Below are 26,223 nucleotides of genomic sequence, written 5' to 3' on the forward strand. Positions count from 1 at the left end.
GAGGAGGAACCGCTACGCGGTTCCGCTGAAACGGTGAATCAGGCTCCAGATTAAAGCGAGAGCATGATTCACGCTTCTGTCGGAACCGCGAAGCGGTTCCGACAGAAGCGATCATGCTCTAGGCCAGGGCCTTCAACTGATCGACCAGATCGGTCCTTTCCCAGCTGAAGCCGCCGTCGGCGTCCGGCGCGCGGCCGAAGTGGCCATAGGCGGCCGTGCGGGCGTAGATCGGCTTGTTCAGCCCCAGATGTTGGCGGATGGCGCGCGGCGTCGCGCCGCCGATCAATCCAAGCAGCTTGTCCTCCAGCAAGGCCTCGGACACCTTGCCCGTGCCGTGCAGATCGACGTGGATCGACTGGGGCTCCGCGACCCCAATGGCGTAGGAGATCTGGATGGTGCAGCGGTCGGCCAGGCCGGCGGCGACCACGTTCTTGGCCAGGTAGCGGCAGGCGTAGGCGGCCGAACGATCCACCTTGGTGGGGTCCTTGCCCGAGAAGGCGCCGCCGCCGTGGGGCGCTGCGCCGCCGTAGGTGTCGACGATGATCTTGCGTCCCGTCAGTCCGGCGTCGCCGTCCGGCCCGCCGATCTCGAAAATGCCGGTCGGATTGATGTGCCAGACGGTGTTCTCGTCGGTGAAGCCCTCGGGCAGGACTTCGAGGATATAGGGTTTGACGATGTCGGCGACCTGGGCGGAGGTCAGTCCCTTGGCGTGCTGGGTCGACAGGACGATGGAGGCGGCGCGCTTGGGCTTGCCGTTTTCGTATTCGATCGTGACCTGGCTCTTGGCGTCAGGTTCCAGCTGCGAGCCGCCGGCGTGGCGCACCTCGGCCAGGCGCTTGAGGATGTTGTGGCTGTACTGCAGGGTCGCCGGCATCAGCTCCGGCGTCTCGTTCGAGGCGTAGCCGAACATGATGCCCTGGTCGCCTGCGCCCTCATCCTTCTCATTGGTCGAATCGACGCCCACGGCGATGTCGGCCGACTGGGCGTGCAGATGGCAGGCGTAGTCCGCCGTCGCCCAGTGGAAGCCGTCCTGCTCATAGCCGATGTCCTTGACTGCGGCGCGAACCAGGGGCTCCAGGCTGTCGATGATCGACTGGGTGAAGGCTTCGTTCTGTTCCTTGGTGTTGCCCGGCTGGGTGGCGCGGACCTCGCCGGCCAGCACGATCCGCTGGGTCGTCACCAGGGTTTCGCAGGCGACGCGGGCCTCGGGGTCCTTGGACAGGAAGGCGTCGACGACGGTGTCGGAGATGCGGTCGGCGACCTTGTCCGGGTGTCCTTCGGACACGCTTTCCGAGGTGAAGAGGAAGGAGGAACGAGCGGCCAAGAGAGGCTCCTGTCAGTGTCAGGCGTGAAGACATATAAACATATGCTTATATGTTCAAGTGATGTCCTGACTCTTGCCCAGCTATATCCGAGACCCCGGTCTGGTCGAGGCGCGGAAATCCGTTATGACAGACGGGGGAGCGCGTGATGTCCGAAAACCTGTCGCCGAGAGAGAGGGAATGCGTCCGCCTGGCGGGCCAGGGACTGGAGGATAAGGAAATCGCCGCGCGTCTGGGGATTTCGCCTCGCACGGTCGGCAACCACCTGCACCGGGCCTACGGCAAGCTGGGGGTTTCGGACCGCAAGCTGGCCGCGCGCCGGCTGAGTAACGGCTACTCAGGGCATTCGATACTCATTCCCGAAGCGACGGAAGACGGCTCAGTTGGCCCGGCGTCGGCCGAACAGTCCGGCGATGCGGAAGCCGCCGGGGATGCCGGTTGGTTCCTTCCCGTCCCCCCCCGTGGGGTCGTCGCGCGGCTGGGGATCATCGTCGCGGGTTCCGCCATCGCTCTTCTGCTCGCCATCGGGATTGTGACGGCGGGCATGGTGCTTCCATCCCTGTTCGACCGGATCGCCCCCGAAGCGGTGCGCTGACGCAGCGGCTTTGAGCAGGAGGGCGAGCCATGAGAAATATTCAGGTCGGCGTCAGGGTGGCGCGACAAATCCGAACGACCGAACACGCCGTGGACAGGGCGATGATCGAGGTCTGCAGACTGGTCCAGACGGCCCTGGAAAGCCGTGCTGAGGCGCATCTGGCCGCGGAAGTGGGCCAGGCGGTCCTCGCCGACATGGTTCAGGGCCTCAGCCAACTGACCCAGGTGCGCGGCGCGGTCATTTCGGCGCATGACGGACTGGCCAAGGTCGCCGAGGACCATCAGATCGGCTGGAACCTGGACGGCACGCGCGAAGACAAGACCGGTAATCCCGTCGCCCCCGTTCTTTCCGTCGCGGCCTGATCGGTCCCGCCGGTGGGCTCGCCCCTCTCGATCCTGCTGGAAGCCCTGACCTACGGCGCCATGGCGCTGCTGGCCTGGAAGGGTCGGACGCCGGAGCGGCTGGTTCTGGCGGGCCTCCTGGCCCTCCAGTTCGGCTCTCCGATCCTGGATCACCTCACGATCGGCAGCTTCCGTTGGGCGGTGGCGGGCCTCTCCCTGGGCATGTTCGGCCTGCTGACGGGGTTGGCGCTCGTCTATCAACGGTGGTGGCTGATGTTGGCGGCCGGGGCACAACTGATCGCTCTATCGACCCATTTCGCCGCGCTCGGCGCGTCCCAACCCCTGATGTGGTCGATGGTTTCGGCCCGGATGGTGGTCTGGTTCGAACTGCTGCTTCTGGCGATCTTCGGCGTGTGGGAGGCCAATGCGGCCCCCTATGCGCGAACCCGTCCTAGTCAAGAACGCCGCGCGCTTTCGCTTTAAAGAAGGAACTGTATCAGTGACCGCTTCGACCGCCCCGGCCTTCATGCCGCTCTTTCGATCGTGGTTCGAGACCGCCCGCATCGCCGACACCCTTGGAGCGGCTGGCGTCGCCGCCAGCGACGACAATCTGCTGGCCGAACTGGACCTGGGGCCGATGGTGGAGGCCGAGGCCCGCCTCTTGAAACACGCGCCGTCCAGCGCGACCGAGGCGGCCTGTCTTTTGGAGATCGTCCGTCAGAACATCGCCGACTCCGGCCGTTCGGACAGTCTGGACGCCCGCGCCTTGGAGGCCGTCCAGATCTGGCTGGCGGATTTCGCCGTCGGCGCGGGGCAGGGGGCGGCGGTCAACCGACTGCTGCAGCCGCCGCTCTGATCTCAGCCGCGCAGGCCCTTGGCCACCACCAGGAGGGCGTCGCGCTTGTCGCCGTCGCCGATGGCGCGGAAGGCCGACAGCAGTTCCGATACGCCCGGCTGAGCCAGAACCAGATCGTCGCCCTCGGCGGTGTCCAGTTCGCCCAGCAGGGCCGCGCCGGTCGATTTCAGCACGGCGGCGATCTGCAGCAGACGCGCAGCCGAGACACGGTTCACGCCGCGCTCGTACTTCTGGATCTGCTGGAAGGTCACGCCTGCGCCGGCCGCCAGCTGGGCCTGGGTGATGCGGAGTTCTTCGCGGCGGGCGCGGATGCGGGCGCCGATCGCGATGTCAACGGGGTCTACTGCGTCGCTCATAACAACCTTCGGAACGATATTAGAGGCCGTCAGGCCCGAAATCCTCCATGCCGTCAAGCCAAAGCTCTGCATTAGAGGGATGGTACGTACTCAGAATGGGAGTCTAAGGCTACTCAGGGATGAAAGCGGCTCCGCCGATCGCCGCGCGACTCAATGTCCATCGTTGAACAACAGGCCGAAATCACGCGCCTTCCTGCGGCCCGCGTCAAGGTGGGACGGCCGCGTCCCTGAAGGCGCCCCCCATAACGGCCGCGACCTAATAAAATCCTGCCTAACATCCCTAATTCAGCGCGGCTTTCGCCGAGGCACGATCGTCTCAGGGGCAACTGGGGAAAAGTGGTGCCGCTTAGGTGACTCGAACACCTGACCCCCTCATTACGAATGAGGTGCTCTACCGGCTGAGCTAAAGCGGCCCGGTCGCGCGGGCGGAAACGGCCCGTGCGAGACGCGCTCTTTATACGGGCGCGTCGCGCTTGCCAAGCGCCGCTTTCAAGGTCTTCAACAATGTCGTCTCGTTCGGCCGTTCGGACACAGCAGTGGTCAGGCCGAGCGGGGTCAGGGGGGCGGCTGCGGCGGCGGAGATGCAGGCGCAGACCACTCCGGCCAGGCGAGCCGGTGAGGACGCCGCCCAGGCCGCCAGGGCCTGAGCGGCGCGTGGGGAATGGACCAGGACCGCGTCAAAAGCGGGTGGATCGACACGAGCGGCCCAGGCCGTGCGATAGACGGTCAAGGGCTGGACCGCGACGTTGCGGGCCTGCGCCGCGTCGAGCGCGGCGGCTAAATCGCCTGCGGGGGTTTCGGCCAGGGGCGCCAGCAGGACGGCCTCGCTCAGTTCGGCGGCGATCAATCGGGCGAGATCGGTCAGATCGCCGTCGGCGGAGCGAACCGCGACGAATCCGGCCTCGCGCGCAGCCCCCGCCGTGGCCCCGCCGACGGCGAAGACGGGTCGGTCACGGCGCGGCGTCAGGGCGGCGAAGGCCGCCACGCCGTTGGCGCTGGTGAAGGCCAGGGCGGCGAAACGATCCAGATCGGGCAGGGGCGGGGCCAGGCGCTCCACCGCCAGCAACGGATGGATCAGGGGCTCGCATCCCAAGTCGCGCAGTCGGGCGGCGGTGCGCGACGCCCCCGGCTCGGCCCGGGTGATCCAGACGCGAGGCTTGGCCGGGGCCGGGCGGGGGGAGACGGTCATCCGTCCAGGCTCGCCGGATCGACCTCCTGATCGCCGGCGAAGGCGTGGACCTCGGCCCCCAGCTTTTCGCCCAGGGCGCGCGCGTCGGCCTCGGTCGGCTGGAACAGTTCGCCGGCGCGGCGCCAGCGGGCCGAGCCGTCGGGGCTGAGCATTTCCGTGGTCAGCCGCAGGGTGTCGCCGTCGATCAGGGCGTAGGCGCCCACCGCCGTCCGGCAGGAGCCTTCCAGCGCCGTCATCGCCCCGCGCTCGGCCGCGACGGCGACGGCGGTCGGGGCGTGGTTCAGGGCGGCGACCCAACGGGCGTTCATGGGGGCGTCGATATCCTTGGCGCGTGTCTGGATGGCCAGGGCGCCCTGGCCCGGCGCGGGCAGGAAGGCGTCCAGCGACAGCTTTTCGCGGATGTGTTCGGTCACCCCCAGCCGGGTCATGCCCGAGACGGCCAGCAGAATGGCGTCGAAATCGCCCTCGGCGGCGCGGCGCAGCCGGGTGTCGATATTGCCCCGCAGCATCTCGACCTTCAGGTCGGGGCGCAGGGCCAGGGCCTGGGCCTGACGGCGCAGGCTGGCGGTGCCCAGACGGGCGCCGAAGGGCAGGGCGTCGAAACTGTCGAAGTCACGGCTGATGAAGGCGTCGCGCGCGTCCTCGCGTTCCGGAATGGCGGCGATGCACAGGCCCTCGGGCTGTTCGGCCGGGACGTCCTTCATCGAATGGATGGCGATGTCGATCCGGCCGTCCAGCAGGGCTTCCTCGATCTCCTTGGTGAACAGGGCCTTGCCGCCCAGCTCCATCAGGCGGCGGTCCTGGACGCGATCGCCGGTGGTGACGATCTCGACCAGGGGCACGGCCGTTTCGATCTCGGCCTCGGCTATGCCCAGGGCGCGGCCGATGGCCCGCTGCATCATGCCCGACTGGGCCAGGGCCAGTTTGGAGCGCCGGGTGCCGATGCGGAGGGGAAGGGTCATGAGCGTTGCTTACCGGACGCCGGATCGCTACCTCGATCCGATGGAGAGTTCCGCCGACTATAGCAGCGGCGCCGCAGCGGCAACTGGACGGGATGTCCCCCCTCGTCCTGGTGAAGCCCTGACGGTGCTGGGCCTTGAGACCAGCTGCGACGAAACCGCCGCCTCGGTGGTGCGCCTGCACCCGTCCGAACGGGGCGGCCGGGCCGAGGTGCTGTCCTCGGTCGTTCACAGCCAGATCGACGATCATGCGGCCTATGGCGGCGTCGTCCCTGAAATCGCCGCCCGCAGCCATGTGGAGATGATCGCCGAGGTCACGCGTCGCGCCATGGCCGAATCCGGCCTGGGCTATGACGGCTTGGACGGGATCGCCGCGACCGCCGGTCCGGGCCTGGTCGGCGGCGTCATGGTGGGCCTCAGCTTCGGCAAGGCGGCGGCCCTGGCGCGCGGCCTGCCCCTGGTGGCGGTCAATCATCTGGAGGGCCACGCAGTCTCGGCCCGTCTGGGGCAGGAGGTCGCCTATCCCTTCCTGCTGCTATTGGTCTCGGGCGGTCATTGCCAGATACTGGAAGTGCGCGGCGTCGGCGACATGAGCCGGATCGGCGCCACCATAGACGATGCGGCGGGCGAAGCCTTCGACAAGATCGCCAAGGCCCTGGGCCTGGGCTATCCGGGCGGGCCGGCGCTGGAACGGTTGGCGCAGCAGGGCGACGGATCGAAGATCGACCTGCCGCGCGCCCTCTTGGGACGCAAGGACTGCGACTTCTCCTTCTCGGGTCTGAAGACGGCCGCCTTCCGCATCGCCCAGACCTGTGAAACCGACCAGGACAAGGCCGATCTGGCCGATGCGGTCCAGACCGCCATCGCCCGGCAGCTGGCCGACCGGTCCGAGCGGGCCCTGGCCGCCTATGCCGAGACCCACGATCATCGCCTCTTTGTCGTCGCGGGCGGCGTGGCCGCCAACAAGACCATTCGCGCGACCTTGCAGGCGACGGCGGCCAAGCACGGCTTCGACTTCCTGGCGCCCCCTCTGGCCTATTGCACCGACAATGCGGCCATGATCGCCCTGGCGGGGGCCGAACGGCTGGCGCTCGGGCTGACCAGCGACATCGACGTGGTCGCCCGGCCGCGATGGCCGCTGGACGAAGCGCGCGCCCTGGCCGATCCTTCGCACAAGCCCGGTCGCAAGGGCGCAAAGGCATGACTGAAGAGACCGCCTCGGGAGGGCGCATGGAATTCCGCACCGCAGGGGTCATCGGCGCCGGCGCCTGGGGCACCGCCCTGGCCCAGGTCTGTATTCGCGCCGGACTGGAGACGACGCTTCAGGCGCGTGAGCCCCAGCTGGTCGAGACCTTGAGAACCACGCGCGCCAACGACCTGTATCTGCCGGGCGTGCCCTTGGCCCAGGGGCTCCAATTCACCGCTGATCTGGCCGACTTGGGCGGCTGCGACCTGATCCTGGCTGTGCCGCCGGCCCAGCATATGCGCGCGACCCTGACCGCTTTTGCGCCCTATCACCGCGCCGGCGTGCCTGTGGTGCTCTGCTCCAAGGGAGTCGAGCGGGGCACGATGAAGCTGATGACCGAGGTTCTGGCCGAGACCCTGCCGGACGCCCCGGCCGCCGTACTGTCCGGCCCCAGTTTCGCGGGCGAGGTGGCGCGCGGCCTGCCGACCGCCGTCACCTTGGCCTGCGCCGATCCCGTCCTGGGCCAAGCCCTGCTGAACACCCTGTCGGCGCCGGGCTTCAGGCCCTATCTGGCCACCGACCTGATCGGGGCCGAGGCGGGCGGGGCGTTGAAGAACGTCCTCGCCATCGCCTGCGGCGTCTCCGAAGGGCGTCAGCTGGGACGCAGCGCCCACGCCGCCCTGATCACGCGCGGCTTTGCGGAAATGACCCGGCTCGCCGTCGCCATGGGCGGCCAGGCCGAGACGGTGGCGGGCCTGTGCGGCCTGGGCGATCTGGTCCTGACCTGCTCCAGCCCTCAGTCGCGCAACATGAGCCTGGGCCTGGCCCTGGGGCAGGGCCAGACGGTGGAACAGGCCCTGGCCGGCAAGCGGTCGGTGGCCGAGGGTTATGAGAGCGCGCCGGCCGTGCGCGCCCTGGCCGCCCGTCTGGGCGTGGAGACCCCCATCGCCGAGGGCATCGCGGCCCTCTTGGCCGGCGAGATCACCGTGGACGGCCTGATCGACGGCCTGTTGGCGCGCCCGCTGAAGGCCGAGCGTGTCTGAAGGCGAGACCGAACGCAAACGGGTCTGGAAGACGCCGCCCGGCGTCGCCCTGTGCGCCGAGGGCGACATCGCCGATCCCGGGGCGCGCGGCTTCGTGCTTCAGATCGGCGAGGCCTTCTTCCACGGCTTCGTGGTGCGAAAGGACGGGGTCGTCGCAGGCTGGGTCGATCGCTGCCCCCACGCAGGCTTTCCCATCGCGGTCGAACTGGACCGCTATCTGACGCCTGATGGAAACCTGATCCTGTGCGGCTGGCACGGGGCGGTGTTCGAGCCCCTGACCGGCGAATGCCGCGGCGGCCCCTGCGCCGGCGGGCGGCTGACGCCCTGGCCGGTGGCGGCGAGCGGCGGGATCATCCGCACGGCGTGAGCCGCCGTCGTCTCCTCCCCGCGAACTGGAGAGGAGACGAGATCGAAATCTCAGTCGAGCGGCTGGGGCCGGGTGACGATTGGGGCGTCGGGATCGGTCTGGGTGGGGCGCGCGGCGGTCGGGGGCGGCGTCTGCGGCACGATGACCACCGCCGGCGGTTGGACGGCCGGCGCCGTTTGGCTGGGCGCCGGAGTCGTCGCGGGCGTCTGGGTCTGGCTCTGGGTCGGGCGGGACGCGGTCGCGGCTGGAGGCGTCGTCGGGCGAGCGGCCGGCGCGGGGGGTGTCCGCGTGGTCTCGGCCGGCGCGGGCGCTGATGTGGAAGCGGGCTCAGGCGCCGGTTCGGCAGCGGGCGCTTCCGCCTCGACCACCGCCGCCGAGGGCGCCGGAGCGGTTTCAGCCTGGATGGGCGCTGCGGCGGCCGGGACTGTCGGCGGGGCGGCGGGAGCAGGGGCGGGGGCGGGACGCAGGGCGAACCACAGTCCGCCGCCCAGCAGGGCGGCGACGACCAGTCCAGCCCCGACATAGAGCGGCAGACGCGACGGCGCCTTCTCTGCTCGACGTGCAACGGGAGTGGTCGGCGTGATCTCGGGAATCTGGGCGGCGTCGACAGGAGCGCCGACAGGGGGGGCGGCGGCGTCCGTCTCGGGCCGCGTCGCCTGGGCAGGCGGCCGTTCCAGAGCGGACGGCGCAGGCTCCGCAAGAGGCTGGGGCGCGGCGGGCAGCGGGCGAAGCGTCGAATCCGCCGGGGCGGGCGTCGGGGCGGGCGTCGGGGGCGCAGCCGGGGCGGGACGGGCCTGAGGGATCAACGAACCGGCCAGAATGCTCGCGCCGGCTCTCGGACGCGGCGCGGGCGCGGGGCGCTGCGGCTGCAGGCCGCCCTGAAGCAGGCCGGACGCCTGACCTTGCCGACCTTGCGCTCGCCCCTCGGGCGCAGTAGTCAACGGCGTCTTCAGCGGCGGCCGATCCGGAATCCGGTCCAGCGGATTGGGCGCGACGGGCACCGGGCCGACGTGAAAGGTCGTCACAGGCATCCGACCCCAGGTGACCGCCTTGCGGACGAAGGGTTCGCCAGGGGACGGCTGGGGCGCTGGATCGGAAACGGTCTTCTTATCGTCGGACATGTTGCTCTAATCGCTGGCGATCTGGCCGGTTTCGTGACGCCCGGATTGGGAAGTCTAGGCCTTCAGCCGATAGCCGGTCTTGAACATCCACATGACCACCCCAAGGCACAGGGCGAAAAAGCCCAGGGTCGCGGCCACGCTGATCCCGATCGCCACGTCGCCCGCGCCGTAGAAGGTCCAGCGAAACCCTGAGATCAGATAGACCACCGGATTGAACAGGGCCACGGTCCGCCAGCCCTCGGGCAGCATGTCGATCGAATAGAAGGAGCCGCCCAGGAAGGTCAGGGGCGTGACGATCAGCATGGGGATGAAGTTCAGCTGTTCGAAACTACCGGCCCAGATGCCGATGATGAAGCCGAACAGGCTGAAGGTCACCGAAATCAGCACCAGCATGGCCAGCATCATCACCGGGTGCAGCACCTGAAGCGGCACGAAAAGGGCCGCCGTCGCCAGGATGATCAGCCCCAGCACCGCCGACTTGGTCGCCGCCGCCCCGACATAGGCGATCACCACCTCCAGCGACGACACCGGCGCGGACAGGATCTCATAGATGGTGCCGGTGAATTTCGGGAAGTAGATGCCGAAGGAGGCGTTGAAGATCGACTGGGTGAACAGGCTCAGCATGATCAGGCCCGGCACGATGAAGGCGCCGTAGGCCACCCCGTCCACCGCCTGCATCCGACCGCCGATGGCGCCGCCGAAGACGACGAAATACAGGGCGGTGGTGATCACCGGCGTGACCACGCTCTGCCACAGGGTGCGAAGCGCCCGGGCCATTTCGAACCGATAGATGGCCCACACGCCGTATCCGTTGAAGGTCATCAGGCAGCCTCTCCGTCGCGGTGGACCAGGCTGACAAAGATGTCTTCCAGCGAGCTCTGGCGGGTGTTCAGGTCTTTGAAGCCGATCTCCAGCCGGTCCAGCCGGCGGATCAGGGTGGGCATGCCAGTGTCTTCGGCGTTGGCGTCGAAACTATATTCCAGCTCGCCCCCGTCCGGGCTCAGCCTCAGGTCCCAGTCCGACAGGTCGGCGGGCAGGGCGGTCAGGGGTTCGACCAGGTTCAGGGTCAGGGTCTTCTTGCCCAGCTTCTTCATCAGGGCGGTCTTCTCCTCGACCAGGATCAGCTCGCCCTTGAGGATGACGCCCACCCGGTCGGCCATCTCCTCGGCCTCTTCGATATAGTGGGTGGTCAGGATGATGGTGACGCCGCGCTCGCGCAGTTTGCGCACCATGGCCCACATGTCGCGACGCAGTTCCACGTCCACCCCGGCGGTCGGTTCGTCCAGGAACAGGATGTCCGGCTCGTGGCTCAGGGCCTTGGCGATCATCACCCGCCGCTTCATCCCGCCCGACAGGGTCATGATCTTGGCGTCGCGCTTGTCCCACAGCGACAGGTCCTTCAGGATCTGTTCGACCAGGGCGGGGTTCCCCGGCTTGCCGAACAGGCCCCGGCTGAAGGTGACGGTGGCCAGCACCGTCTCGAAGGCGTCGGTGGTCAGCTCCTGCGGCACCAGGCCGATCTTCATCCGAGCGGCGCGGAAATCCTTGCGGATGTCGTGGCCGTCGGCCACCACAGTCCCCGTGGTGGCGTTGACGATGCCGCAGATGATCGAGATCAGGGTGGTCTTGCCGGCCCCGTTCGGCCCCAACAGGGCGAAGATCTCGCCCCTGTCTATGGTCAGATCGACCCGCTTCAGGGCCTGAAGACCCGACGGATAGGTCTTGGTCAGACCTTGGATCTCGATAACCGGCATGGGCGCTCCCGTTCCTGCGGCGAATGGCGCCTGGCGTGGTCGTGGCGGGAATATGGCGCGCCGCGCGACCGGCTCAAGGGGCGCCAAGCCGTTGTTAACCACATTGGTGCAGGGTCGGGCCTCAAATCTTGCCCAGGGAACCGTCTTGCCTGCCCTGTCCGCCGCCCATCGCGCCGCCCTGGAGGCGGTCGTCCAGGCCTGCCCCGATGACGGTCTGGCGCAGCTGGAGGCGGCTGTCGGCGGACTGCCGGGCGACAAGGCGGGCGAGCTGGCGATCCTGATTCAGGCGGAAATCCGCGATCGCGCCCGCCGGGATCAGGCGTTCGCGCCCCTGATCCCCCTGTTCCGGCCGCGCGCCGACCAGGCGGCGGCCCTGACCTTTCCCCGGCCGGTTCTGGCCCGTCTCTGGCGCGAGGCCAAGGTCGGCGACGAGCCCTATCTCAGCCTGCTGGACGGGACGGGTCCGTCGCACGGCGACTGGACCCTGGTCGCCGATCGGCTGTGCGCCCGGGCGGCGGCTGTGCTGCGGGATCGGCCCGGCGACGTTTGGGCCGATCCGTCTCCGCCGGCGCGGGTTTCGAACCTGTCGCCGGCCGCCGCCCCCGCTCCGACCCCGGCGGAGCTCGCCGGCTGTTTCGACCTGGCCCCTCTGGCGCGAACCGCTACGCCGCGTTTGCCTGCCTGGCTCGATCGTCCCGACGACGAACAGGCGGCGGGACTGCGCCTGTTGATCCAGGACTGTCTTGCCGTCTCGCCCGAAGGCGGGCGCCGGATGGTCGACATCCTCTTCGCCCATGTCGCCGACGCCGAACGGATGCTGCGTGTCGTGACCCGCACCAATCGCCTCGCCGATAAGGAGGCGATGCTGAGCCATTCGGACATGGGCGTCTTTGTCGAACGTCTGCTGGCCTCGGTCACGACGCGCGTCGCACGGATCGCCGCCGCCCGGCCCGGCCCGGACGAGGCCGCCATGGCCGAGGTGGTTCAGGAGGTCGCCTGGTGCGCCGGGGTGCTGGGCGAGATCGACCTGTGTCTGCAACTGCGGCCGGACTCGCCCTGGGGCCGGGCCGCCCGGATGGCGCGGATCCAGGTGGCGGGTCAGATGTCCGGCCTGATGAAGTCCGCCTCGGCCGCCGTCCATGCGGCCCTGCCGATGAAGCGGCAGAGGCTGAGCGGCCGGATGACGCGACTCTCGCCCTGGCTGGACGCGCCCGCGACGGGCGAGGCGGTCGAGGCGGCCGCCGGCCTGCTGAACGCCGTCGGGGGGCTGAGAGGCGTCGCCGTCGTCTTCGGCTGCGAGGCGGATCGGATGGCCTTGAAGACCGAGCTGACCGACTATCTGTCCATCTGGGCCAATGAGGCCCTGGATCATCTGGCGGACGGCCAGGTCGCCCAGCCGGAGGGACCCTTGCGTCTGGTCGGCGTCGCGGCGCGGTTCCTGACCTTGATCGACGCGCTGGAGGCCGCGCGGGCGGTGCGACGTCGCGCCGCCGCCGCCGAGGCGCTTCTGGCGACCCAAGGGGCCTCGCCCGCCGCCGCCTGATGCGATAGACGGCGGGGATGATCGCCTTCTGGATAATGACCGGTCTCGCGGCGGCCGGCGCCGCCCTTCTGGTGCTGACCGGCGCGCGTTCCGGCGCCGACCCGACTCCGGCGACGCAGGCCGAGATCGGGGCGCGCGAACTGGCCGAACTGGACCGTCTGAAGGCGCGGGGGCTGCTGGACGAGGCCGCCCATGCGGCGGCGCGCGCCGAGGCGGCCCGGCGTCTGCTGGCCGGGCAGTCAGGGACGACGCCGGCGCCCCAGACGGGCCGTCGCGACCGGCTGTGGGTTCTGAGCGGGATCGCCGCCGCGACGGCCGCCGCCCTGGGGCTTTACATCCTGACCGGATCGCCGGGCCTGCCGGACCAAGCCTATCAGCGGCGGGTGGATGACTGGTCCACCCGGCTGGAGACGCTGCAGCCGGCCCAACTGGCGGCTGTGGCGGCGCGCGCGGCCCAGGATCGACCGAACGACCCCCAGGCCCTGGCCATGCTGGGCGCGGCCCGTTTCGCCGCCGACGACCCCTTGGGCGCCGCCTCGGCCTTTCGTCGGCTGATCGAGCGGGAGCCCGAGAACGCCCAGGCCTGGGCGCGGCTGGGCGAAAGCCTGGTGCGGGCCAATGACGACCAGATCGGCGCCGACGCCGAGGCCGCCTTCCGCCAGGCGGTGAAACACGATCCCGATCAGCTGGGCGCCCGCTTCTTCCTGGGCGAGGCGGCCCTGCGTCGGGGGGATGCGGCCGTGACACGGGCCATGTGGACGCCGCTGATCGCCGCCCTCGATCCGGCCGATCCGCGTCGCAAGGATCTGGAACGCCGCCTGCCGAGGGCGGAATGAGCCGTTGGCGCGGGGCGCCGGCCTCTGTAGACGGAAAGAAAAATCCGTGGGGGAGCGGGACCGCTAAGTCATGAGTTGGCTGCCGAAATCGCCGAAGGCGCGCCGTCGCCTGTGGGTCGTCGCCGCCGTGGCGCCGATCCTGGCCCTGGCGGTTGGCCTGTCGCTGTGGGCCATGCAGGACAGCGTCACCTTCTTCTATTCCCCGTCCGAGGCCACGGTCGACAAGGCGCCGGAAGGCCGCAACATCCGGCTGGGCGGCCTGGTCGAGACGGGCAGTGTGCGCAAGTCCGGCGACGGACTGGTCGTCTTCACCGTCACCGACAATATCGCCGCGACCCAGGTCCAGTATCACGGCGACCTGCCCGACCTGTTCCGCGAGGGTCAGGGGATCGTGGCGCAAGGATCGTTCGGCGCCGACCGCGTCTTCCACGCCAGCCAGGTTCTGGCCAAGCACGACGAGAACTACATGCCGCGCGAGGTCGCCGATCGGATCAAGGCCAAGGGCGAATGGCGGCCGGAAACCTCGACCGAGACCACGCGCTCAAGCAGGCCGCAGGCTGAAAGCCTATGATCGTCGAGTTCGGGGCCTTCGCCCTTGCCCTGGCCCTGGCCCTGTCGGTGCTTCAGACCGTGCTGTCGGCGGCGGGGCGGGCCCGGCGCAGCCCCGTGCTGGCTGGGGCGGCTGAAGGGGCGGCGATCGGCGCCGCAGCGGCGACGGCCCTGGCCTTTGCGGCCCTGATCTACGCCTTCGTCATTTCGGACTTCTCGGTCTCCAACGTCGCGGCCAACAGCCACACCGACAAGCCGATGCTGTACAAGGTCGCCGGCGCCTGGGGCAGTCACGAGGGATCGCTCTTGCTGTGGTGCCTGGTCCTGACGGTCTTCGGCGCCGTCCTGGCCCGCGCGCGCGGCCTGCCGTTCGGGCTGAAGGCCTCGGCCGTGGCGACCCAAGGCGCTCTGGGCTCGCTGTTCCTGGCCTTCGCCGTCTTCACCTCCAGCCCCTTCACCCGGCTGGACCCCGCCCCGTTTCAGGGCGCTTCGCTGAACCCCCTGCTTCAGGACCCGGCCCTGGCCGCCCATCCGCCCCTGCTCTATGCGGGCTATGTCGGCTTCTCCGTCTGTTTCTCCCTGGCGGTCGCCGCCCTGATCGAGGGCCGGGCCCAGACCGCCTTCTGGCCCGCCTGGGGCCGGTGGGTGCGCCCCTGGGCCCTGGCCAGCTGGGCCTTTCTGACCGTCGGCATCACCCTGGGCTCCTTCTGGGCCTATTATGAGCTGGGCTGGGGCGGCTGGTGGTTCTGGGACCCGGTCGAGAACGCCAGCTTCATGCCCTGGCTGGCGGGCGCGGCCCTGTTGCACAGCGCGGTGGTCACCGAGCGGCGCGGAGCCCTGGCGGGATGGACCGTCTTTCTGGCCCTCTTGGCCTTCAGCTTCTCCATGCTGGGCGCCTTTCTGGTGCGCTCCGGCGTCCTGACCAGCGTCCACGCCTTCGCCGTCGATCCCCAGCGGGGGATGATGCTGCTGGCCATCCTGGGTCTCACGGCCGGCGCCGCCTTCGCCCTGTTCGCCTGGCGCGCGCCCCAGCTGAAGGGCGGCGGAATGTTCGCACCCATAAGCCGCGAAGGCGCCCTGGTGCTGAACAATCTGTTCCTGACGGCGGCGGCGGCGACCGTGCTTTTGGGCACCCTCTATCCCCTGATCCTGGAGGCGGCGTCCGGCGCGACCATCTCGGTCGGCCCGCCCTATTTCGCCGCCACCTTCGTTCCCCTGATGACGGTCGCCTTCATCATCCTGCCTGCCGGGCCTCTGCTGGCGTGGAAGCGGGGCGACCTGGCGGGGGCGACGCAGAGGCTGGCGGTCGCGGCGGGCCTGTCGCTGGTCTGCGCTCTTGCGGCCTACGCCCTGTGGTCGCCGAAGAAGGCGTTGGCCGCCGCCGGGATCGGCCTGGGCGCCTGGCTGATCCTGGGCGCCCTGGCCGAGGTCGCCGAACGGGCGCGGCTGTTCCGCGCCTCGACCGCCGAGACCCTGCGTCGCTTGAAGGGGCTACCTCTGGGCGCTTGGGGCATGAGCCTGGCTCATCTCGGCCTGGGCGTCTTCATCCTGGGGGCGGTGGTCGAGACCGGTTTCAAGGCCGAGGCCGCCCGCGCCCTGACCTTGGGCCAAAGCGTCTCCGCCGGTCCCTGGACCGTCACCCTGGATCAGGTCCGGGTGGTCGAAGGCCCCAACTATCTGGCCGAACAGGGCCGGCTGACCGTGCGGCCTTCCAACGACCGGGGCCGGGCGAAGACCGTCACGGCCGAGCGCCGCTTCTTCCCCGCGGGCGGCCAGACCACGACCGAGGTCGGCCTGGATTTCCGGGGTCTGGACGACGTCTATGTGGTGATGGGCGAGCGGGCGGGGTCGCCCGATCAACCCGCCTGGGTCGTGCGCCTGTACTGGAACCCTTGGGCGCGGCTGATCTTTCTGGGGCCGATGATCATGGCCTTGGGGGGGCTTTTGTCCCTGCTGGATCGCCGGCTGCGACTGGGCGTCGGCGCGCGGCGGAGGCCGGCGTGAGGCGGCTCAAGATCCTGCTGGCTGCGCCGGTCCTGGCGCTGATGCTGACGGCGGCCGAACCCGCCGCCGCTCCCGACCGTCCCTTGAGCGACCCGGCTCAGGAAGCCCGCGCCCAGGCCCTGTTCAAGGATGTCCGTTGCGTCGTCTGCCAGCACGAGGCCATCGCCGACAGTCCGGCGGGCGTCGCCGGCGACATGCGCCGCCTGATTCGCGAACAGATCGCCGCCGGCGCCACGGATCAGGCCGTGCGTCAGGACCTGGTGCGCCGGTTCGGCGACTATGTCCTGTTCACCCCGCCGGTGCGGGCCGGAACCTGGCTTTTGTGGTTCGGCCCCTTCGCCCTCATCCTGCTGGCCGGGGGCACGCTGATCCTGCGCGCGCGTCGCCGCCCGATGGAGGTCGCGCCCCTTTCGCCTGAGGAGGAACATCGACTGCAAGACATTCTCGCAAATGAGAAGCTTCGCCGCGATCCTGACGCAAGCTCGCCTCACGACGGGCGCTTGTCGGGATCAACCATCGAACGCTGAAATTGGCGTAATGCCCGTTCGGCCTATATCAAGAGCGAGACGGGGCGCGGCCCCGACAGAGGATCGCAAGAACAAGATGCTGAAGCGCAAAGAGTTCATTCTCGGGGCCTTGGCCGGCCTGACCCTGGCGGCGGGAGCGACGGCGGGCGGGATCGTCACCTGGCCCGGCGCCCACGCCGACCCCCAGGCCGTCAACCGGATCACCCCCGTCCCCGCCAACGGCGACCGCTTCTCGCCTCCGCCCGGCGCGCCCAACAGCTTTGCTGACATCTTCGACCAGGTCGCCCCGGCCGTCGTCCAGATCGACGTGACGGTCAAGGTGGATCAGCCCCAGGGCGGCGCCTTCCAAATCCCCGGCCTGCCGTTCCAGTTCGTCCCGCCCCAGGGCCGCAGCGATGGCGAAGACGCCGAACCCCGCACCACCCAGGGCGCCGGTTCGGGCTTCTTCATCTCGCAGGACGGTTTCATCGTCACCAACAACCACGTCGTCGCCGACGCCACCGAGATCAAGGTCAAGATGTCGGACGGCCGCGAACTGCCCGCGCGTCTGGTGGGGCGCGATGAGGCCACCGATCTGGCCGTGATCAAGGTCGATGGCGACAACTTCAAATACGTCAGCTTTGAAGAAACGGCCGAACCCCGCGTGGGCGACTGGGTGATCGCTGTGGGCAACCCCTTCGGGCTGGGCGGCACGGCGACGGCGGGGATTGTCTCTGCGAAAGCCCGCAGCTTGCCGGATGCCTCTTCAGCATACACCGATTTTCTGCAGATCGACGCCGCCATCAATCGCGGGAACTCGGGCGGGCCGACCTTTGATGTCTACGGTCGCGTTATTGGTGTCAACTCCGTCATTCTGTCTCCAACTGGCTCGTCAGTCGGCATAGGCTTCGCGATTCCGGCGGAAATCGCTAAGCAGATCACGTCGCGCTTGATGCGTGGGGAGGTGATTGAGAGAGGCTATCTCGGCGTGAAAATCAGTACGCCAACCACCGAGGAGTTGGGTGCTTTGGGGCTGAAAGCCGACCAGAAGGGCGCCCTCGTTGCTGAGGTCACCCCTGAAGGTCCGGCCGACAAGGCTGGCCTCAGGTTCAGCGATCTTGTCGTCTCGCTGAATGGCGAGGTGATTGATTCATCGACGAAGCTGACGCGCTTAGTTGGCGCGGCTAAGCCGGGAGACACGCTTCGGATGGAGGTGCTGCGTGACGGTCGCCGACAAACGATCACGGCACGATCCGGTACCCGCCCTTCTGAGACGGAACTGAACAGCGAAAACGGCCTCGGCCAAGGCGGAGCCGCTCCGAACGATCCTTCGGGAGCTTCGGCCACAGTCGAAGGTCTAAACTTGACTCCTCTCACTCCAGCCCTGCGCCAACGTCTGGGCGCGCCGGCCTCCGTCGAAGGTTTGGCGATTATGGGTGTTGAAACCGGTGTCGATGCCCGCCTTGGGCAAGGGGTCGTGATCCAGCAGGTTCAGAATACGCCCGTAAGAACCGTGGACGACTTCCGAGACGCCGTAGCTTCGGTGAAAGCGTCTGGCCGATCCGGAGCTTATCTCCTGATCTGGGTTCGGGGTCAGGGCAACGTACCCTATGTGCTGACTTTCAAAAAATAGAGCACGAAACAGCCCGCCATCATTTCTGATGGCGGGCTGTTCACTTTTAGAAATCACGCTTGAATGATCTCGTCGTCGTATAAATATACGATCTGGCAATCTAAAAATGGCGCCCCATCTGGGTAGTGATTGGTTATGCAGACCATAACCGTCCGCACGGAGGTGGGTTGGTGAGACGGCGCTGTCGGTGATGCGAGGGCGGACGAACCTATGGCTGACGACAACAAGCTCAAAGCAATCAGTGTTCTCTTCACGTTTGATCTCCCAGGTCGAATGCCAAGTGGCGCTCAGTTGGTTCGCGTTTTAGTCGTTCAGTCGTCAACTTGAAACTGTATTCCGCTTCGTCAATTTTTGTTGACCGAGGAGATGGCTGCGTCGAGCTTCCCGCCCGAAGATCGAACTGTCCAAGAACTGATCGGTAATCTGACCAAGCCGTAACTCACTGAATCGCCGCCGATGCGCTACCATCGGCGGCGATTTTGATTCCGGGAGGGGTTTCGATGCGGATTCTGGTGGTCGAGGACGACGCCGAGGCGGCGACGGCCATGGTGCGCGGCCTGACCGAGGCCGGCCATGACGTGACCCACGCCGTGGACGGGGCCTTCGGCCTGCTGGAGACCCAGAAGGGCGGCTATGACGTCTATGTGGTCGACCGCATGATGCCGCGCCTGGACGGCGTCGGCATGGTCGAGACGGTCAGGAAGGGCGGCGACCAGACCCCGGTCCTGTTCCTGTCGGCCCTGGGCGAAGTCGAGGACCGGGTCACCGGCCTGAAGGCCGGCGCCGACGACTATCTGGTCAAGCCCTACGCCTTCGCCGAGCTGATCGCGCGGGTCGAGGCCCTGGCGCGCCGGCGCGAGACCGGCGGGGTCCAGACCGTGCTGAAGGTCGGCGACCTGGAGATGAACCTGATCGCCCGCACGGTTCATCGCGGAACCACAGAGATCGACCTCCAACCGCGCGAATTCCAGCTGCTTGAGTTCCTGATGCGCCACGCCGGCCAGTCGGTGACCCGCACCATGCTGCTGGAGAAGGTGTGGGAATACCATTTTGACCCCCAGACCAACGTCATCGACGTCCACATCAGCCGCCTGCGCTCCAAGATCGACAAGGGTTTCGACAAGGCCATGCTTCAGACGGTTCGCGGCGCGGGGTATCGGTTGGAGGCGTGACGTTCGGAGTGGCGAGTGGTTAGTGGCGAGTGGCGAGAATGATTGAGGCTGGCGACCGAGCGGCGACTTATGGTCAGGCCCCGCGGAAGCCTCTGTCTGTCCCTGCGCTTGCTCGCCACTCGCCACGCGTCACTCGCCACTAACAAGCCCCATGCGCCTTCCCTCCCTCCTTCGCCGCACGCCCTTTCGCCTGACGCTGCTGTTCCTGGCCCTGTTCGTGGCGGCGGCGGGGGCGATCCTGGCCTATGTCTATTTCGCCTCGGCCTCGGAGGCCCAGGGCCGCGCCCAGGCGGAGGTGGAGGCCGAGCGGGCGGCCCTTACCGCTGTCTATCGCACCCGGGGCCTGGACGCCCTGAACCAGGCCCTGGTCGAGCGCGCCATCCGCGCCGGCCCCTATCTGTATGTGCTGAAGGGGTCGGACGGAAAGATCATCACCGCCAACATCTCCGACGTGCCCGAGGGGATCGACACGGGCGACTGGGAGCCCTTCCGCCTGACCGACACCGACGCAGACGGCCGGGTGCGGCGGCGCCAGTCGATCGGCATCGACACCCGTCTGGCGGGCGGCGAACATCTGTTCGTCGGGGCCGACATCGGCGACATCGAGGACTATCTGGCCCGCCTGACCCAGGCCCTGTGGGGCGCCATGGGCCTGGTGATCCTGCTGGGCCTGGCGGGCGGCCTCTACATCAGCCGCCGGGTCGAAAGCGCCATGGCCGGCCTGAACCGCGTCGTCTCAGCCGTGCAGGAGGGGGATCTGAAGGTTCGCGCCCCCATCCGCCATTCCGGCGACGAACTGGACGAACTCAGCCAGGGGCTGAACCTGATGCTGGATCGGCTGGAGGCGTCCATGGCCTCCATCCGCCATGCCGGCGACGCCATCGCCCACGACCTGCGCTCGCCCCTGACGCGGATGCGGGCCAAGCTGGAGGTGGCCTTGATCGACGCCGAGGCGGGCCGGATCGACGGGGTCGACGCCCTGGGCGTGGCCCTGGACGAGGCGGACCATCTGCTGAAGACCTTCAACACCGTGCTCGCCATCGCCCGGCTGCAATCAGGCGGGGCGCCGGACCCCCAGCGGATGGACGCCGCCGCCCTGGCCGCCGACATGGCCGAACTGTACGAACCGGCGGCCGAGGACAAGGACATCGACTTCTCGGCCGAGATCGAGACCGGCCTGATGATCGAGGGCAACCAGCCCTTCCTGGCCCAGGCCCTGGCCAATCTGATCGACAACGCCATCAAATACACGCCCTCCGGCGGGGCGGTGAAGCTGCGGGCGCGGCGGCGGTCGTCCGGCGAGATCGAATATTCGGTCACCGACACCGGCCCCGGCGTGCCGGAGGAGGACCGTGAGCGGGTGGTCCAGCGTTTCGTGCGGCTGGACAACAGCCGCACCGAACCGGGCTCAGGTCTGGGCCTGTCCCTGGTCACGGCGGTGGCCGAGGCGCACGGCGGCCGGGTGGTGCTGGATGAAGGCCCCGGCGCCTATGAGGGTTACGGGCCGGGCCTGCGCGTGGCCCTGGTCCTGCCGCCGGCCTCGGCCTCGACCTGATCTCCCCTAATTTCCGCTCATCCCGGCGAAAGCCGGGACCCAGTTCTTTGGGCGTTCAGGCTTGTGAGTGTGTCTTGGATCGTGGTCCAACGCATTGCCGAGCGAAAGCACTGGGTCCCGGCTTTCGCCGGGATGAGCGGATGATTTGATGCCCGAAACCAAAACCTCAGTTCCGTTGGCGCATAGCCTCGTCCCCGCCGGTCCCGTCGCCGACCCCGCCGCCGCCGAACGCCTGCACGAAACCCTGTTCGAGGCCGCCGCATCCGAGGGCTGGGCCGACACTCTGGACGCGGCCTGGCCGGCCCTGGCGCCGGTGGCGGGGGCCTCGCCCTATCTCGCCGGCCTGATGCGGCGTCGCCCCGCCCATCTGCGCCGCCTGCTGGAGACCAACCCGACCTCCGGCCTGATCCGTATCCTGGCCGAGACCGACGCCCTGGACGCCGAACCGGACGATGTGCGCGCGCCCCTGCGGGTGCTGAAGGCCGATCTGCACCTGCTGACGGCCCTGGCCGATCTGGGCGGAGTCTGGGACCTGGATCAAGTCACCGGCGCCCTGTCCGGCTTCGCTGACGCCGCCTGCCGCGCCGCCCTGCGCGCCGTCGCCGCCGAGCAGCGGGCGCGGGGGCGGCTGGTCTCGCCGCCCGACGATCCGCGCGGCCCCATCCCCGGCCTGTTCGGCCTGGCCATGGGCAAACATGGCGCGCACGAGCTGAACTATTCGTCCGACATCGACATCTCCCTCTTTTTCGAGCCGCGCCTGATGGGCCTGGCCCTGCGCGAGGGCGAGGAGATGCAGGACTTCGCCAATCGTGTCGGCAAGGGGATCGCCGGCCTGCTGAGCGAACGCACCGCCGACGGCTATGTCTTCCGCGTCGATCTGCGGCTGCGGCCCGATCCGTCCTCGACCCCGCCGGTCGTCGCCGCCCCCATGGCCCTGGCCTATTACGAGAGCGTCGGCCAGAACTGGGAGAGGGCGGCCTTCATCAAGGCCCGGCCCGTGCTGGGCGATCCCCGCGCGGCCGCCCGTTTCGTCAAGGCCCTGCGGCCCTTCGTCTGGCGTCGCAGCCTGGACTACGCCGCCGTCCTGGACATCCAGTCGATCAAGAAACAGATCCACGTTCACAAAACCGGCGAGGGGCTTCAGGCCGCCGGCGCCAATCTGAAACTGGGCCGGGGCGGCATTCGCGAGATCGAATTCTACGCCCAGACCCAGCAGCTGATCCTGGCGGGACGCGACCCGGACCTGAGGGCGCCGCGCACCCTCGACGCCCTGGCCGCCTTGACCGGCGCCGACCACATTCCAACCGCGGTCGCCGAGGAGATGTCGGCGGCCTATGTCGAACTGCGCGGGCTGGAACACCGGGTCCAGATGCTGGACGACGAACAGACCCACCGACTGCCCGAGAGCGCCCAGGCGCGCGCCGCCGTCGCCGCCCTGGCCGGCTGGGCCGATCTGGCCGCCTTCGACGCCCATGTCGAAGCGCTGCTGGCGCGGGTCAACGCCCGCTACGGCGAACTGTTCGAAGGCGGTGAAGATCTGGACTCCAGCTACGGCAGCCTGGTCTTCACCGGGGTGGAGAACGATCCCGAGACCCTTCTGACCCTGGGCCGCATGGGCTTTTCCGAGGCGGCCTCGGTCGCCGACACCATCCGCTCCTGGCACCACGGCCGCATCCCCGCGACCCGGACCGAGCGGGGGCGCGAACTGTTCACCCGGCTGGCGCCGCGCCTGTTGGAGGCCCTGGCGCGCACGGGCGCGCCGGACGAGGCCTTTCGCCGGTTCGCCGTCTTCTTCTCGGGCCTGGCCGCCGGGGTTCAGGTTCAGGCCCTGTTTCTGAACCAGCCCAAACTGTTCGAAATGGTCCTGGGCGTCATGGCCTTTGCGCCGCGCCTGGCCCGCACCCTGGGCCGTCAGCCGGCGGCCCTGGACGGGATTCTGGACGCCCGCTTTCTGGCTGACCTGTCCGACGACACCGGCCTGGGCGAACAGATGGTGCGCGAGGCGGGCGAGGCGGAGGATTTCGAAGGGGCGATGAACGCCGTGCGGCGTCTGCACCGCGAACAGATGTTCCGCATCGGCCTGCACGCCATGACCGGCCGCGCGGGGCCCGAGGCCGCCGGTCGGGCCTATGCCGATCTGGCCGACGCCGCCATGCGTATCCTGGCCCCCGCCGCCCTGGTCGAGGCGGAACGGCTGGGCGGGGCCTTTCCCGGCGCCGTCGCCGTGGTGGCCCTGGGCAAGGCCGGCTCACGCGAAATGACAGCCGGGTCGGACCTGGACCTTATGACCCTCTACGACGCCCCGCCCGAGGCCGTGTCGGAGATCAAGGGCTGGACCGCCGACGTCTTCTACGCCCGCTTCACCCAGCGGCTGATCGCGGCCCTGTCGGCCCATACCGCCGAGGGCGGCCTGTATGAGGTGGACATGCGGCTGCGGCCCACCGGGTCCAAGGGGCCGGTTTCGGTGCGGCTGTCCGCCTTCGACGACTATTACGCCGCCGAGGCCGAGACCTGGGAGTTCATGGTCCTGACCCGTGCGCGCGTGGTCTGGGCCAGCGACCCGGCCTTCGCCGACCGGGTGTCGGCGGCGATCGAGGCGGCGCTGCGGCGGCCCCGTCCGGGCGTCGACGTGGCGGCGGATGTGCGCCGGATGCGCGCCCTGATGGACCGGGAACGTCGCCCGCACGGCTTCTGGGACCTGAAACTTTCACCGGGCGGCCAAGTGGACGCCGAGTTCGCCGCCCAATACCGCCAGCTTCAGGCTGCGGCGGCGGGCGAGCCCTTGACCCTGTCGACGCTTCAGGCCCTGGGGCAGGACCCGATCCTGGCCGAGGCCTGGCGCATCCAGCAGCGACTGGCCCAGCTCTTGGCGGCCGCCTTCGAAGGCCGGGTAGATCCCGAGGCCGAACCGGCGGTCTTTCAGCAGCGGCTGGCCGAGGCGGCGGGGGCGCCCGACTTCGAGAGCCTGAAGACCCGGCTGACGGACCTGCGCGCCCAAGCGCGTCGGGCCTTCGAGCAGGCGGTTCCGGCCGGTCGCGACGGAGAATCGCCGGACCCGCGTTCAACCTCCTGACGGGGCGACGAAAAGGCCGTGCTTGCCACGGCCCAGGAGAAGATCGAGATGAGAACAACCTTGCTGACCGGCCTCGGCGTCATCGCCTTGGCGGGCCTGGCCGGCGCCGCCACGGCCCAGACGCCGCCCCCAGGTCCTGCGCCGACGGCGGCGCATTCGGGACCCCAAGCCGACCGCCCCCATCATCGACGCGGTGAAGCCCGTCGCGCCGGTCCGGTGACGCGGGCCGAATTCGTGGATCAGCACATCGCGCGTCTGACCGCCTTGGACGCCGACCGTGACGGCGTGGTCAGCGTCGCCGAGCGCGAGGCCGCCGTTCAGGCCCGGCGCGCCCGGCACGCGGATTCGCGCTTCGCCAAGCTGGATGCGAACGGCGACGGCGCGGTCAGCCGCGCCGAGTTCGAGGCCGCCCGCGCGGCGCGCGGCGAGGCCGGCGGTCGTCGCGAACGGGCGGGTCGCGGCGACGGACCTCGTCGCGGCAAGGACGGCGCCCATCGCCAGGCCGGTCCGGTGACGATTTCGGACGTCGCCGCCAAACTGGGCGAACGGTTCGACACGATGGACGCCGATCACGACGGCGTCGTCACCCCCGAGGAACGCCGTGCGGCCGCCCAGGCCCACCGCGCCGAACGGCGTCAGGCCCGCTCCGCGCAACAACCGGCTTCCCCGCCGGCCGGTTCGGCGTAAGAACAGTGTCGGGGTCGGCCGTCGCGCGCGAACCGGTCCCTTTCGTCCGGATCGGAAGAGGCAGGCTTGGTCGCGATCATCGACCCCGACGAGGATCTGGTGCGCCGCGTGGGTCAGGGCGATCCGGCGGCGGCCCAGGCGCTCGTCGCGCGCAAACTGCCGCGCATCCTGGCCTTGGCGCAGCGGATGCTGGGCGATGCGGTCGAGGCCGAGGACGTGGCTCAGGAAACGATGTTTAAGGCGTGGAAACAGGCGCCCCGGTGGACGCCGGGCCAGGCGCGGTTCGACACCTGGCTGCACCGGGTGGCGCTGAACCTCTGTTACGATCGGCTGCGGCGTCGTCGCGAGATTCCGACGCAAACGCCCCCCGACCGTCCCGACGAGGGACCGGCCCCGGATCGGGGTCTGATGGCGGCCGAAACGGGCTTGCGGGTCGGACAGGCGTTGAGCCGCCTGCCGGATCGGCAGCGCGAGGCGGTGGTCCTGTGTCATTATCAGGAACTGTCCAATATCGAGGCGGCCGCCCTGATGGAGATCAGCGTCGAGGCGCTGGAAAGTCTGTTGTCGCGCGGTCGCCGCGCATTGCGTCAGTCCTTGTCGGACCTGGCGCCCCGCGCCCCGGCTGCGGCGCTGAGAGGAGAGGCGAGATGAAGGCGCAACGGTTGCACGCCCTGGCGGAGGCTTACGGCGCCGACCTGCGTCGATGGCCGGCGTCCGAACGCGCCTTCGCCGAAAGCCTGATCGCGGCTGATCCGTCGCTGAAGGCGGTGCTCGACGAGGCGGCGGCGCTGGACGCCCTGCTGGACGCCGCGCCGGCGCCGGCGCCCTCGGCCGCCCTGACCGCGCGGGTTCTCGCCGCCGCGCCCAAGGCCAGAAGCCGTCGTTTCCATCTGGACCGGCTCGCCTTCTATCTGGGCGCCGGCTGGGCGGCGGCGGCCTGCGCCGGGGTTGTGGCGGGCGTCGGCCTGACCAGCGAACTGACCGCCAATGAGCGGGCTGATGCGGTGCTTTATCAATCCAGCCTGACCGGGGTGGACGATACGGAGGTTCTTCGATGAGCGGACGCGGGCTGAAAATCGCCCTGGCGGTCTCTGTGGCCCTGAACCTGTTCGCCCTGGCCGGCGGGGTCGCCTTCGCCGTCAGCCGGGCCAAGGTGGACCAGCACGTCGCCGAACAGCGCCAGCCCGGTCGCGCCGGCGGCTTTCGCGCCCTGGTGGCGGAGCTGAGCCCCGAAACCCGACGCGAGGTGCGCGCCCGCATGCGCGCCGTCGCCCTGTCGGCCCGTCCCGATTTCGAGGCCGCGCGCGAGGCCCGCCGTCAGGCGGTCGAGGCCGCGCGCCAACCGCAGATGAATCCCGAGCGGGTCCAGGCCCTGCTGAATGACTCCCGCGCCGCCGAAATGCGCGGCCGCGCCCGCCTGGAAGGCGGCGCCATCGCCATTCTGGGCGCCCTGGACGTCGAGGACCGCCGCATCATGGCCGACATACTGGCGCGGAAGGGACCAGGCGCGGGCCGGGCCGATCGCCCGGCCGGCGAGGGGCCGCCGCCGCCCGAAGCCGGCGACGTCCCTCGCTGA

Annotated in this window: 27 protein-coding genes and 1 tRNA gene; 20 read left to right on the plus strand and 8 right to left on the minus strand. The window is 69.2% G+C overall.

The annotated features are described in order from the left end of the window. Positions 1-118: 118 nt before the first annotated feature. Entirely contained in the window at positions 119-1,324 is a 1,206-nt protein-coding gene (gene metK, locus AC1RKE_RS05750) for a methionine adenosyltransferase (RefSeq protein ID WP_395941987.1), read from the minus strand. Between the two features lie 146 nt (positions 1,325-1,470). Between metK and AC1RKE_RS05755 the strand changes: the two genes are divergently transcribed. Genes AC1RKE_RS05755 through AC1RKE_RS05770 form a run of 4 tightly spaced genes read left to right on the plus strand, consistent with a single transcriptional unit; the run spans position 1,471 to position 3,114 of the window. Beyond that, complete coding sequence (locus AC1RKE_RS05755) at positions 1,471-1,917, plus strand: helix-turn-helix domain-containing protein (RefSeq protein ID WP_348684565.1); 447 nt, start codon at positions 1,471-1,473, stop codon at positions 1,915-1,917. Positions 1,918-1,946: 29 nt separating this feature from the next. Beyond that, entirely contained in the window at positions 1,947-2,279 is a 333-nt protein-coding gene (locus tag AC1RKE_RS05760; RefSeq protein WP_182714179.1) for a hypothetical protein, read from the plus strand. A 12-nt stretch (positions 2,280-2,291) separates the two neighbouring features. Beyond that, positions 2,292-2,741, plus strand: a complete 450-nt coding sequence (locus tag AC1RKE_RS05765) for a hypothetical protein (RefSeq protein WP_224764399.1) — start codon at positions 2,292-2,294, stop codon at positions 2,739-2,741. A gap of 16 nt (positions 2,742-2,757) precedes the next feature. Continuing rightward, positions 2,758-3,114, plus strand: coding sequence for a hypothetical protein (locus AC1RKE_RS05770; RefSeq protein WP_224764398.1), 357 nt, complete (start codon positions 2,758-2,760; stop codon positions 3,112-3,114). Positions 3,115-3,116: 2 nt separating this feature from the next. Here the strand turns inward: AC1RKE_RS05770 and AC1RKE_RS05775 are convergent, their stop codons facing one another. The 4 genes from AC1RKE_RS05775 to hemC form a co-directional block, all read right to left on the minus strand. Beyond that, positions 3,117-3,470, minus strand: coding sequence for a helix-turn-helix domain-containing protein (locus tag AC1RKE_RS05775; protein WP_054766704.1), 354 nt, complete (start codon positions 3,468-3,470; stop codon positions 3,117-3,119). Between the two features lie 337 nt (positions 3,471-3,807). Next, positions 3,808-3,883: transfer RNA gene (locus AC1RKE_RS05780), tRNA-Thr, on the minus strand. 41 nt (positions 3,884-3,924) lie between these two features. Next, positions 3,925-4,659: a uroporphyrinogen-III synthase gene (locus AC1RKE_RS05785; RefSeq protein ID WP_348684564.1), complete on the minus strand. Its 735-nt coding sequence runs from the start codon at positions 4,657-4,659 to the stop codon at positions 3,925-3,927. Next, complete coding sequence (gene hemC / locus AC1RKE_RS05790) at positions 4,656-5,621, minus strand: hydroxymethylbilane synthase (RefSeq protein WP_348684563.1); 966 nt, start codon at positions 5,619-5,621, stop codon at positions 4,656-4,658. The genes AC1RKE_RS05785 and hemC overlap by 4 nt, the downstream gene beginning before the upstream one ends. Between hemC and tsaD the strand changes: the two genes are divergently transcribed. From tsaD to AC1RKE_RS05805, 3 genes are read left to right on the plus strand one after another with little or no spacing between them, the layout of a single operon-like run. Further along, entirely contained in the window at positions 5,620-6,822 is a 1,203-nt protein-coding gene (gene tsaD / locus AC1RKE_RS05795) for a tRNA (adenosine(37)-N6)-threonylcarbamoyltransferase complex transferase subunit TsaD (RefSeq protein ID WP_395941988.1), read from the plus strand. The genes hemC and tsaD overlap by 2 nt on opposite strands. Positions 6,823-6,848: 26 nt before the next feature. Next, a complete protein-coding gene (locus AC1RKE_RS05800) occupies positions 6,849-7,847 on the plus strand; it encodes an NAD(P)H-dependent glycerol-3-phosphate dehydrogenase (RefSeq protein ID WP_287103482.1) in 999 nt (332 codons plus the stop codon). Further along, complete coding sequence (locus AC1RKE_RS05805) at positions 7,840-8,214, plus strand: Rieske (2Fe-2S) protein (RefSeq protein ID WP_182714176.1); 375 nt, start codon at positions 7,840-7,842, stop codon at positions 8,212-8,214. The genes AC1RKE_RS05800 and AC1RKE_RS05805 overlap by 8 nt, the downstream gene beginning before the upstream one ends. A gap of 50 nt (positions 8,215-8,264) precedes the next feature. On the opposite strand, the gene AC1RKE_RS05810 is transcribed toward AC1RKE_RS05805, so the two are convergent. Genes AC1RKE_RS05810 through AC1RKE_RS05820 form a run of 3 tightly spaced genes read right to left on the minus strand, consistent with a single transcriptional unit; the run spans position 8,265 to position 11,089 of the window. Further along, positions 8,265-9,335 (minus strand): hypothetical protein, encoded by a 1,071-nt coding sequence (locus AC1RKE_RS05810; protein ID WP_464159135.1) that lies wholly within the window; start codon positions 9,333-9,335, stop codon positions 8,265-8,267. Positions 9,336-9,389: 54 nt separating this feature from the next. Next, positions 9,390-10,157 carry an ABC transporter permease gene (locus tag AC1RKE_RS05815; RefSeq protein ID WP_183215117.1) on the minus strand — a complete coding sequence of 256 codons (768 nt, stop codon included), beginning with the start codon at positions 10,155-10,157 and terminating at the stop codon, positions 9,390-9,392. Continuing rightward, entirely contained in the window at positions 10,157-11,089 is a 933-nt protein-coding gene (locus AC1RKE_RS05820) for an ABC transporter ATP-binding protein (protein WP_348685044.1), read from the minus strand. Before AC1RKE_RS05820 ends, AC1RKE_RS05815 begins: the two co-directional genes overlap by 1 nt. Before the next feature lie 145 nt (positions 11,090-11,234). Between AC1RKE_RS05820 and AC1RKE_RS05825 the strand changes: the two genes are divergently transcribed. From AC1RKE_RS05825 to AC1RKE_RS05885, 13 genes are all read left to right on the plus strand, one after another. After that, entirely contained in the window at positions 11,235-12,632 is a 1,398-nt protein-coding gene (locus AC1RKE_RS05825) for a hypothetical protein (protein ID WP_395942282.1), read from the plus strand. A gap of 17 nt (positions 12,633-12,649) precedes the next feature. Then, on the plus strand, positions 12,650-13,468 hold the full coding sequence (gene ccmI / locus AC1RKE_RS05830; RefSeq protein WP_395942283.1) for a c-type cytochrome biogenesis protein CcmI: 819 nt from the start codon (positions 12,650-12,652) through the stop codon (positions 13,466-13,468). Positions 13,469-13,538: 70 nt separating this feature from the next. After that, positions 13,539-14,039: a cytochrome c maturation protein CcmE gene (gene ccmE, locus AC1RKE_RS05835; protein WP_348684322.1), complete on the plus strand. Its 501-nt coding sequence runs from the start codon at positions 13,539-13,541 to the stop codon at positions 14,037-14,039. Beyond that, positions 14,036-16,021 (plus strand): heme lyase CcmF/NrfE family subunit, encoded by a 1,986-nt coding sequence (locus tag AC1RKE_RS05840; RefSeq protein WP_348684323.1) that lies wholly within the window; start codon positions 14,036-14,038, stop codon positions 16,019-16,021. The genes ccmE and AC1RKE_RS05840 overlap by 4 nt, the downstream gene beginning before the upstream one ends. Then, entirely contained in the window at positions 16,018-16,548 is a 531-nt protein-coding gene (locus AC1RKE_RS05845; RefSeq protein WP_152950985.1) for a cytochrome c-type biogenesis protein, read from the plus strand. Before AC1RKE_RS05840 ends, AC1RKE_RS05845 begins: the two co-directional genes overlap by 4 nt. A gap of 76 nt (positions 16,549-16,624) precedes the next feature. Beyond that, positions 16,625-18,160 (plus strand): trypsin-like peptidase domain-containing protein, encoded by a 1,536-nt coding sequence (locus tag AC1RKE_RS05850; protein ID WP_152950984.1) that lies wholly within the window; start codon positions 16,625-16,627, stop codon positions 18,158-18,160. Between the two features lie 500 nt (positions 18,161-18,660). Beyond that, positions 18,661-19,332 carry a response regulator transcription factor gene (locus AC1RKE_RS05855; protein ID WP_348684324.1) on the plus strand — a complete coding sequence of 224 codons (672 nt, stop codon included), beginning with the start codon at positions 18,661-18,663 and terminating at the stop codon, positions 19,330-19,332. Between the two features lie 151 nt (positions 19,333-19,483). After that, positions 19,484-20,887 (plus strand): sensor histidine kinase, encoded by a 1,404-nt coding sequence (locus tag AC1RKE_RS05860; RefSeq protein ID WP_348684325.1) that lies wholly within the window; start codon positions 19,484-19,486, stop codon positions 20,885-20,887. Positions 20,888-21,035: 148 nt separating this feature from the next. Then, positions 21,036-23,960: a bifunctional [glutamine synthetase] adenylyltransferase/[glutamine synthetase]-adenylyl-L-tyrosine phosphorylase gene (locus tag AC1RKE_RS05865; protein WP_395942392.1), complete on the plus strand. Its 2,925-nt coding sequence runs from the start codon at positions 21,036-21,038 to the stop codon at positions 23,958-23,960. 48 nt (positions 23,961-24,008) lie between these two features. Continuing rightward, a complete protein-coding gene (locus tag AC1RKE_RS05870; protein WP_152950981.1) occupies positions 24,009-24,647 on the plus strand; it encodes an EF-hand domain-containing protein in 639 nt (212 codons plus the stop codon). 66 nt (positions 24,648-24,713) lie between these two features. Beyond that, entirely contained in the window at positions 24,714-25,298 is a 585-nt protein-coding gene (locus AC1RKE_RS05875) for an RNA polymerase sigma factor (RefSeq protein ID WP_183215108.1), read from the plus strand. Beyond that, positions 25,295-25,705, plus strand: coding sequence for a hypothetical protein (locus AC1RKE_RS05880; protein WP_348683633.1), 411 nt, complete (start codon positions 25,295-25,297; stop codon positions 25,703-25,705). Before AC1RKE_RS05875 ends, AC1RKE_RS05880 begins: the two co-directional genes overlap by 4 nt. Beyond that, a complete protein-coding gene (locus tag AC1RKE_RS05885; RefSeq protein WP_152950979.1) occupies positions 25,702-26,223 on the plus strand; it encodes a periplasmic heavy metal sensor in 522 nt (173 codons plus the stop codon). The genes AC1RKE_RS05880 and AC1RKE_RS05885 overlap by 4 nt, the downstream gene beginning before the upstream one ends.

This window comes from Brevundimonas sp. GW822-FHT03E11 (genome assembly GCF_058801445.1).